Annotated in this window: 4 protein-coding genes and 2 rRNA genes (1 of these 6 cut by a window edge); 3 read left to right on the top strand and 3 right to left on the bottom strand. The window is 60.3% G+C overall.

All coding sequences use genetic code 11. The features are described from left to right. Together VZC39_RS20410 and rrf are read left to right on the top strand one after the other, a co-directional pair. Nucleotides 1–2,228: ribosomal RNA gene (locus VZC39_RS20410) — 23S ribosomal RNA — on the top strand (it extends 661 nt beyond the left edge of the window). A gap of 119 nt (nucleotides 2,229–2,347) precedes the next feature. Beyond that, nucleotides 2,348–2,462, top strand: a 5S ribosomal RNA gene (gene rrf, locus VZC39_RS20405). Nucleotides 2,463–2,554: 92 nt separating this feature from the next. Here the strand turns inward: rrf and VZC39_RS20400 are convergent. From VZC39_RS20400 to ilvY, 3 genes are all read right to left on the bottom strand, one after another. Next, complete coding sequence (locus tag VZC39_RS20400) at nucleotides 2,555–5,137, bottom strand: bifunctional acetate--CoA ligase family protein/GNAT family N-acetyltransferase (protein WP_349920345.1); 2,583 nt, start codon at nucleotides 5,135–5,137, stop codon at nucleotides 2,555–2,557. 90 nt (nucleotides 5,138–5,227) lie between these two features. Continuing rightward, nucleotides 5,228–5,416, bottom strand: a complete 189-nt coding sequence (locus VZC39_RS20395; protein WP_349920343.1) for a hypothetical protein — start codon at nucleotides 5,414–5,416, stop codon at nucleotides 5,228–5,230. A gap of 114 nt (nucleotides 5,417–5,530) precedes the next feature. After that, on the bottom strand, nucleotides 5,531–6,418 hold the full coding sequence (gene ilvY / locus VZC39_RS20390; RefSeq protein ID WP_349920342.1) for an HTH-type transcriptional activator IlvY: 888 nt from the start codon (nucleotides 6,416–6,418) through the stop codon (nucleotides 5,531–5,533). Nucleotides 6,419–6,636: 218 nt separating this feature from the next. Between ilvY and ilvC the strand changes: the two genes are divergently transcribed. Beyond that, a complete protein-coding gene (gene ilvC, locus VZC39_RS20385) occupies nucleotides 6,637–8,118 on the top strand; it encodes a ketol-acid reductoisomerase (RefSeq protein WP_349920340.1) in 1,482 nt (493 codons plus the stop codon). The last annotated feature ends 102 nt before the right edge of the window (nucleotides 8,119–8,220 follow it).

Genomic DNA, 8,220 nt, shown 5'->3' with positions numbered 1-8,220 from the left:
CGAAACCGGGTGATCTAGCCATGGGCAGGTTGAAGGTTGAGTAACATCAACTGGAGGACCGAACCCACTAACGTTGCAAAGTTAGGGGATGACCTGTGGCTGGGGGTGAAAGGCCAATCAAACTCGGAGATAGCTGGTTCTCCCCGAAAGCTATTTAGGTAGCGCCTCGGACGAATACTACTGGGGGTAGAGCACTGTTTGGGCTAGGGGGTCATCCCGACTTACCAACCCCATGCAAACTCCGAATACCAGTAAGTAATATCCGGGAGACACACGGCGGGTGCTAACGTCCGTCGTGAAGAGGGAAACAACCCAGACCGCCGGCTAAGGTCCCAAAGTTCTGGTTAAGTGGGAAACGATGTGGGAAGGCTCAGACAGCTAGGATGTTGGCTTAGAAGCAGCCATCATTTAAAGAAAGCGTAATAGCTCACTAGTCGAGTCGGCCTGCGCGGAAGATGTAACGGGGCTCAAACCAGGCACCGAAGCCGCGGATTCACGCTAAGCGTGAGTGGTAGGGGAGCGTTCTGTAAGTCTGCGAAGGTGTGTCGAGAGGCATGCTGGAGATATCAGAAGTGCGAATGCTGACGTAAGTAACGATAAAGGGGGTGAAAAGCCTCCTCGCCGGAAGACCAAGGGTTCCTGTCCAACGTTAATCGGGGCAGGGTGAGTCGACCCCTAAGGTGAGGCCGAAAGGCGTAATCGATGGGAAGCAGGTTAATATTCCTGCACGACTTGTAATTGCGATGGGGGGACGGAGAAGGCTAGGTGGGCCAGGCGACGGTTGTCCTGGTGAAAGTGCGTAGGTGGTGTTTCTAGGCAAATCCGGAGACACAACACTGAGACACGAGACGAACGCACTACGGTGCGGAAGCCATTGATGCCCTGCTTCCAGGAAAAGCCTCTAAGCTTCAGATTACAAGTCATCGTACCCCAAACCGACACAGGTGGTCGGGTAGAGAATACCAAGGCGCTTGAGAGAACTCGGGTGAAGGAACTAGGCAAAATAGAACCGTAACTTCGGGAGAAGGTTCGCTCTTGATGGTGAAGTCCCTTGCGGATGGAGCTGTCGGGAGTCGCAGTGACCAGATGGCTGGGACTGTTTATCAAAAACACAGCACTCTGCAAACACGAAAGTGGACGTATAGGGTGTGACACCTGCCCGGTGCCGGAAGGTTAATTGATGGGGTTAGCGCAAGCGAAGCTCTTGATCGAAGCCCCGGTAAACGGCGGCCGTAACTATAACGGTCCTAAGGTAGCGAAATTCCTTGTCGGGTAAGTTCCGACCTGCACGAATGGTGTAACCATGGCCATGCTGTCTCCACCCGAGACTCAGTGAAATCGAATTCGCCGTGAAGATGCGGTGTACCCGCGGCTAGACGGAAAGACCCCGTGAACCTTTACTACAGCTTGGCACTGAACATTGAACCTACATGTGTAGGATAGGTGGGAGGCTTTGAAGCGATGACGCCAGTTGTCGTGGAGCCGTCCTTGAAATACCACCCTTGTATGTTTGATGTTCTAACGCAGGGCCCTGAATCGGGCTCGCGGACAGTGCCTGGTGGGTAGTTTGACTGGGGCGGTCTCCTCCCAAAGAGTAACGGAGGAGCACGAAGGTTGGCTAATCCTGGTCGGACATCAGGAGGTTAGTGCAATGGCATAAGCCAGCTTAACTGCGAGACGGACAGGTCGAGCAGGTACGAAAGTAGGTCATAGTGATCCGGTGGTTCTGAATGGAAGGGCCATCGCTCAACGGATAAAAGGTACTCCGGGGATAACAGGCTGATACCGCCCAAGAGTTCATATCGACGGCGGTGTTTGGCACCTCGATGTCGGCTCATCACATCCTGGGGCTGAAGTCGGTCCCAAGGGTATGGCTGTTCGCCATTTAAAGTGGTACGCGAGCTGGGTTCAGAACGTCGTGAGACAGTTCGGTCCCTATCTGCCGTGGGCGTTGGATGATTGAAGGGAGTTGCTCCTAGTACGAGAGGACCGGAGTGAACGAACCTCTGGTGTTCGGGTTGTCACGCCAGTGGCACTGCCCGGTAGCTAAGTTCGGAATCGATAACCGCTGAAAGCATCTAAGCGGGAAGCGAGCCCTGAGATGAGTCATCCCTGACCCCTTGAGGGTCCTAAAGGGCCGTTGGAGACCACAACGTTGATAGGTGGGGTGTGTAAGCGCGGCGACGTGTTGAGCTAACCCATACTAATTACCCGTGAGGCTTAACCATACAACACCCAAGAAGTGTTTCTGGCCTTGTAGCAAGTGCATGAACTACTCAAATTCAGTGATAGCGACGAGCCAAGAGCGACATCGTTATTCACGTCAGCTTTCTAGATTAAGAATTTGCCTGGCGGCCATAGCGCCGTGGAACCACCTGATCCCATGCCGAACTCAGAAGTGAAACGCGGTAGCGCCGATGGTAGTGTGGCATTCGCCATGCGAGAGTAGGACACTGCCAGGCACCCAATTAGAAGAAGCCCGCTCATCTGAGCGGGCTTTTTTATTGGCTGATATTTATCATTTTTACGCTATAAACCCCTGCCTCTTCGCTATTTACCGATCATGTCGGCTCTGTTCCCCGCAGGGCAGCAGCATATTCACTACCCCATCTTCCAGCTGGATATCGATCTGGAATCCCAGCCGCTTGGCCAGGTTGATCATGCCGCGATTGCTCGGCATGGTCATGCCGGAGAGTTGGCCTATGCCGCGCTCGCGAGCGTAGCGGGCGATCTTCTCCATCATCAGCTTGCCGAGCCCCATTCCCTTCAAGTCGGAGCGCACCAGAATGGCGAACTCCGCATCGGCGAGATCCGGCGTGGAGATGGCCCTGACCACTCCCAGGATCTGCTGATCGAAGGCGCCATCCTGACCGACGGCGACGAAGGCCATCTCCCGGTCGTAATCGATCTGGGTCATGCGGGCCAGCTCTTCATGACCCAGTTCCCCCACGTCGGCGAAGAAGCGCTTGTATCTATCCTCATCGGAGACCTGAAGCACGAACGCCTTGTGAGCGGGTTCGTCTTCCGGGCGGATGGGGCGCAGCAAGACATGGCTCTGGTCCTTGAGCCAGGCCCCCTCTTCCAGCTCGGTAGGATAGGGGCGAATGGCCAGCGGCAGCGCTTGTTGGCCCTTCTCCATCAGCACCAGTCTCGCATCCAGGATCACCATCTCCTCGCCACTGGCCTGCAGCGGATGCAGGTCCAGCTCCTGGATTTCGGGGAAGGCGAGCAGCAGCTCCGACAGCTGGCACAGCACCTGGCTCAGGGCGTTGATGTCGAGCCGCACCGGGCTGGCCTGCTCGCGGATCTTGCCGCTCTTGAGGGCGCCGATGATCTGGTAGCGAGCGAGCGCCTGGTTCAGTGGCGGCAGGGCTGCCACCATCTGGTGAGGCTCGGCGCCGGATTCTCCGAGCAGGATGACGGGGCCGAACACGGGATCCTGTTGCAGGCGGATACGCAGCTCCAGGCCACCGCTACGACGCGCCATGCGCTGCACCAGCAGGCCTTCGATGCGTGCCCCGGGGTCGTGCTGGCGTACCCGGTCCAGGATGGCATCTGCCGCCTGGGCCACCTCGGCCGAGGTACGCAGGTTGAGCATGACGCCATGCACTTCCGACTTGTGGGCGATATCCGGTGAGCGCAGCTTCACCGCCACCGGGTAGCCTATCTGTTCCGCCGTCAGGGCTGCCTCGCTGGCATCCGAGACGATCCAGGTCGGCAGGGTGGCGAGACCGGCAGCCTGCATGATGGGTTGCGTCAGGTGAGTATCGAGCACGAGTTGTTTGCGATCCTGCGCCTGGCGGATCAGCTGCTGGCAACGCTGGACATCGAGCCTGTCTCCTTGCAGTGACGCCGGCGTCTCCATCAGCTGCTTCTGATTGCGACGGTATTCCACCATGTGCATGAAGGCGGCGACCGCGCTCTCCGGGGTTCGGTAGGTGGGGATGCCCGCCTCATTGAACAGGCGGCGCCCTTCCTGGGCCGAGTACTCCCCCGCCCAGTTGGTGAGGATATTGAAACGCCTGGCCCTGGGGTGCTGCTTGATGAAGTCGATCAGGTGATCCGCCAGGGTCATCCCGCGGGCGGTCAGGGACGGGGCGTGGATCAGCAGGATGGCATCGGCCTTGTCCCCTTGCAGCAGCTCGTCCAGGGCGTTGCGATACGCCTCGATGTCGGCGTCACTGCCGATATCGAGCGGCGCCATGGCAAGCTTGCCACCCCGTTCCAGCAGCACGTCGGCGGCCATGTTGGCGAGGCCGCGACCATTGGAAAGGATGGCGAGCCGCTCCCCTTTGAGGGTCAGGGAGTGGCTCAGGGTCTCGACGGTGGCGAACAGTTCGTGGGTGTCGCGCACCCGCAGCATGCCGGCCCGGCGGATAGCGGCGTCATAGACGTTGTCGAGGCCGTTTGCCGGATCGTGGCGGCCGCTCTTGAGCACCAGGATAGGCTTGTTGCGGGAGGCGGCCCGGGCCGCCGAGAGGAAGTGACGGGCGTCGTGCAGCTTGTCCATGTAGATCAGGATGGCGCGGGTCGTGCCGTCACGGGAGAGCTGATCCAGCAGCTGGCCGAAGTCGATGTCGCAGTGATCCCCCAGCGAAACGAAGGCCGAGAAGCCGAGTTCACGCTGCTTGGCCCAGTCGAGGATGGTGGTGCTGACCGCCGCGGACTGAGACAGAAATGCGACCTGGCCCGGGGTGGCGGCGATGGGGGAAAAGCTGGCGTTGATGCCCTGGCCCGGCAACAGCATGCCCATGCTGTTGGGGCCGAGCAGGCGGATGCCGTACTGGCGGCAGAGCCGCTGCAACTGCAGGCGCTCCTCGGGGGTGAACTGGGCGGCCAGAATGATGGCTGCTCCCGTTCCCTTTTTGCCGAGCGCCTCGATGATCCCGAGTACCCGTTCGCGTTTGGTGCAGACGATGGCGAGATCCGGCGAGAGAGGCAGGCTCTCGATATCGGGATAGGCGAGTACGCCGGCAACGGCCTGGCTATGGGGGCTGACCGGCAAGATGGGGCCCTTGAACTGGCCTGCCAGCAGGTGGCGTATCACCACCTGGCCTGCCTTTTGTGGATCGCTGGAGGCACCGATGACGGCGATGGATTGGGGTTTGAAGAGCCGGTCCAGGCCGCTTGGTTTCATGGACACTCCTGATGGCGACCCTCGAGGCGAGGGTGACGGATGGTGCCAGTCTAATACGCTTTATGGATGCTTACTGTGACCGATTGCGGATCACGACCGGGCCAGGGCGCTGGCACGCAGATAAAACCTCAACTCTCCCTGGATGCGCCGTATCGTGGCCAGATGGCGATCCTGCAGGTAGATCTCCTGCTCGCTGTCGAGCTTGCAGCGGCTGACCCCCAGGCTGTGAAGGTACTCTTCAAACAGGTGAGAACCCTTGATCTCGACAAGATGCTGCATGGCGGACTCCTTTTCCAATGACGATGATCAGCGGTGGAGTCTCCCCTCTTCCGGCTTGCATTCCTACTGGCACATTTGACACTGGCATTGTGGCGTAAATGAGCCACCCAGGGCTCAACGCCCTCCCTGACCGCGGGCCGTGTCCCAGAAGGCGCGGATCAGCGGCTCCTCCAGCCGCTTCTTGAGCACGGCAATGCCCACATCGAACGGCTTGAGCGCCGGCTTGGGTTCGACGATGCGCACCTTGTCTCCCATGGGGCTGTGATCGATCACCGCCGCGGGCACCAGACCCACGCCGAAGCCGAGCGCCACCATGGCGACGATCCCCTCGTTTCCCGCGACCTCGGCATAGATGTTGGGGGAGATCCCCTTGTTGCGCAGCCACTGATCGCAGCGCTTTCGCGCCAGTCCCTGCTCGGAGAGGATGAGGGGCATGCGCTCCCAGTCCGGTGCGCCATTGTGGTACCAGTGGGCGGGAGGCGTGCTCTTCGGGGCGATAAACACCAGAGGGACCTGTTGCAGGCTGGCGAACTCCAGCTTGGCGGAGAGGGCATCGGGGCGGGCGGCGATGGCGAGATCGGCCTCGTCAGCCAGGATCTTGTCCACCGCCAGCGCTGGGTCGCCGGTCTCGAGCTTGATCTCGAGCTGAGGGTAACGACGGCGAAAGCGCTCCAGCACCTCGGGTAGCAGGAAGTAGCTGGCGGTGACCGAGCAGAACACGCGCAGCCGCCCCTGCAATGGCTCGTCGCTACGCTTGATCTCCTGCTTGAGTCGGCGCCACTCCTGCAGCAGGCTGCCGCCGAACTCCCGCAGCTTCTCGCCGGCCGGGGTGAGGCGCACGCTGCGGTTGTCCCGCTCGAACAAGATGCAGCCCGTCTCCTGCTCCAGCCGCTGGATGGCGCGACTCAGGGTGGAGGGGCTGACCGCCATGGCATCGGCGCTCTTGCCGAAATGGAGGGAGTCGGCAAGGTGGAGAAACAGTTCGAGATTGCGAAGATCCATCTTTCATTTCCTGCTGCGGCGCGAGCGCCAAATCGATTGCTACGGGCCAACTCGCCTGCTGATATCGACGAAAAGAGGGGGATATGGGGCCGGATAGCCTTTCATTTATTGCAACGTACTGTTTCGAATATATCAGTTCAGGCAATAAGTGTCCCGCGCTATAGTGGGTCCGACAACGCCGTCATCCGGCATGGAATCAATCGAACGGAGCAATCACCATGGCTAATTATTTCAACACCCTGAACCTGCGTCAGCAGTTGGCCCAGCTGGGCAAGTGTCGTTTCATGCTGCGCGAGGAGTTCGCTGACGGTTGTGCGGTGCTCAAGGGCAAGAAGGTGGTGATTGTGGGCTGTGGCGCCCAGGGTCTGAACCAGGGTCTGAACATGCGCGACTCCGGGCTGGACATCTCCTATGCCCTGCGCAAGGCGGCCATCACCGAGAAGCGTGCCTCCTGGCAGAAAGCCACCGACAACGGCTTCGTGGTCGGCACCTATGAGGATCTGATCCCTACCGCCGATCTGGTGCTGAACCTGACCCCGGACAAGCAGCACTCCGACGTAGTCAAAACCGTGATGCCGCTGATGAAGCAGGGGGCCGCTCTGGGCTACTCCCACGGCTTCAACGTGGTGGAAGAGGGTCAGCAGATCCGTGCCGACATCACCGTCGTCATGGTGGCGCCCAAGTGCCCGGGTACCGAGGTGCGTGAAGAGTACAAGCGTGGCTTCGGCGTACCGACCCTGATTGCGGTGCACCCGGAGAACGATCCCCAGGGCGAGGGCATGGCCATCGCCAAGGCGTGGGCCTCCGCCACCGGCGGCGACCGTGCTGGCGTGCTGGAATCCTCCTTCGTGGCGGAAGTGAAATCCGACCTGATGGGCGAGCAGACCATACTGTGCGGCATGCTGCAGGCCGGCTCCCTGCTGTGCTACGACAAGCTGGTCGCCGAGGGCACAGACCCGGCCTATGCCGGCAAGCTGATCCAGTTCGGCTGGGAGACCATCACCGAAGCCCTGAAGCAGGGTGGTATCAGCCTGATGATGGACCGCCTCTCCAACCCGGCCAAACTGCGCGCCTTCGAGCTGTCCGAGCAGCTGCGCACCCTGATGCGCCCGCTGTTCGAGAAGCACATGGACGACATCATCGCCGGCGAGTTCTCCCGCGGCATGATGGCTGACTGGGCCGAAGACGATGCCAAGCTGTTCGGCTGGCGCGAGGAGACCGGCAAGTCTGCCTTCGAGAATGCCCCGGCCTATGCCGGCAAGATTGCCGAGCAGGAGTACTTCGACAACGGCGTGGTCATGGTAGCCATGGTCAAGGCGGGTGTGGAGCTGGCGTTCGAGACCATGGTGGCCTCCGGCATCTACGAAGAATCCGCCTATTACGAATCCCTGCACGAGTTGCCGCTCATCGCCAACACCGTCGCCCGCAAGCGCCTGTACGAGATGAACGTGGTGATCTCCGATACCGCCGAATACGGTAACTACCTGTTCGCCAATGCCGCCGTGCCGTTGCTGCGTGAGCATTTCATGCCGACCCTGCAGACGGGCGATCTGGGCAGTGGCCGTGCCGAGAGCAAGGCCGTGGACAACCTGGCCCTGCTGGCCGCCAACGAGGCGACCCGCAATCACCCCATCGAAGCGATCGGCCAGACCCTGCGCGGCTACATGAAAGACATGAAGCGTATCGCCGTCGGTGGTTAAGTCTTAACGGACAGGCATGAGGAGGGGCGGGGATGACGATCCCCGTTACCGGCTGGCTTAGACACCTGGCTGGATGTCCGAATTGTGCAAGCCGTCAGATTG

The sequence above is a fragment of the Aeromonas sp. NJAU223 genome (assembly GCF_051125555.1).
GTDB classification, from domain to species: Bacteria; Pseudomonadota; Gammaproteobacteria; order Enterobacterales; family Aeromonadaceae; genus Aeromonas; species Aeromonas veronii_G.
Note: the sequence above shows the minus strand (reverse complement) of the source record. Positions and strands in the feature narration are given on the sequence as shown.

Excerpts from the sequence above, each read along its gene's own strand:
- ilvC (WP_349920340.1), top strand. The coding sequence starts at position 6,637 with ATGGCTAATTATTTCAACACCCTGAACCTGCGTCAGCAGTTGGCCCAG.
- VZC39_RS20400 (WP_349920345.1), bottom strand. The coding sequence starts at position 5,137 with ATGAAACCAAGCGGCCTGGACCGGCTCTTCAAACCCCAATCCATCGCC.
- VZC39_RS20395 (WP_349920343.1), bottom strand. The coding sequence starts at position 5,416 with ATGCAGCATCTTGTCGAGATCAAGGGTTCTCACCTGTTTGAAGAGTAC.
- ilvY (WP_349920342.1), bottom strand. The coding sequence starts at position 6,418 with ATGGATCTTCGCAATCTCGAACTGTTTCTCCACCTTGCCGACTCCCTC.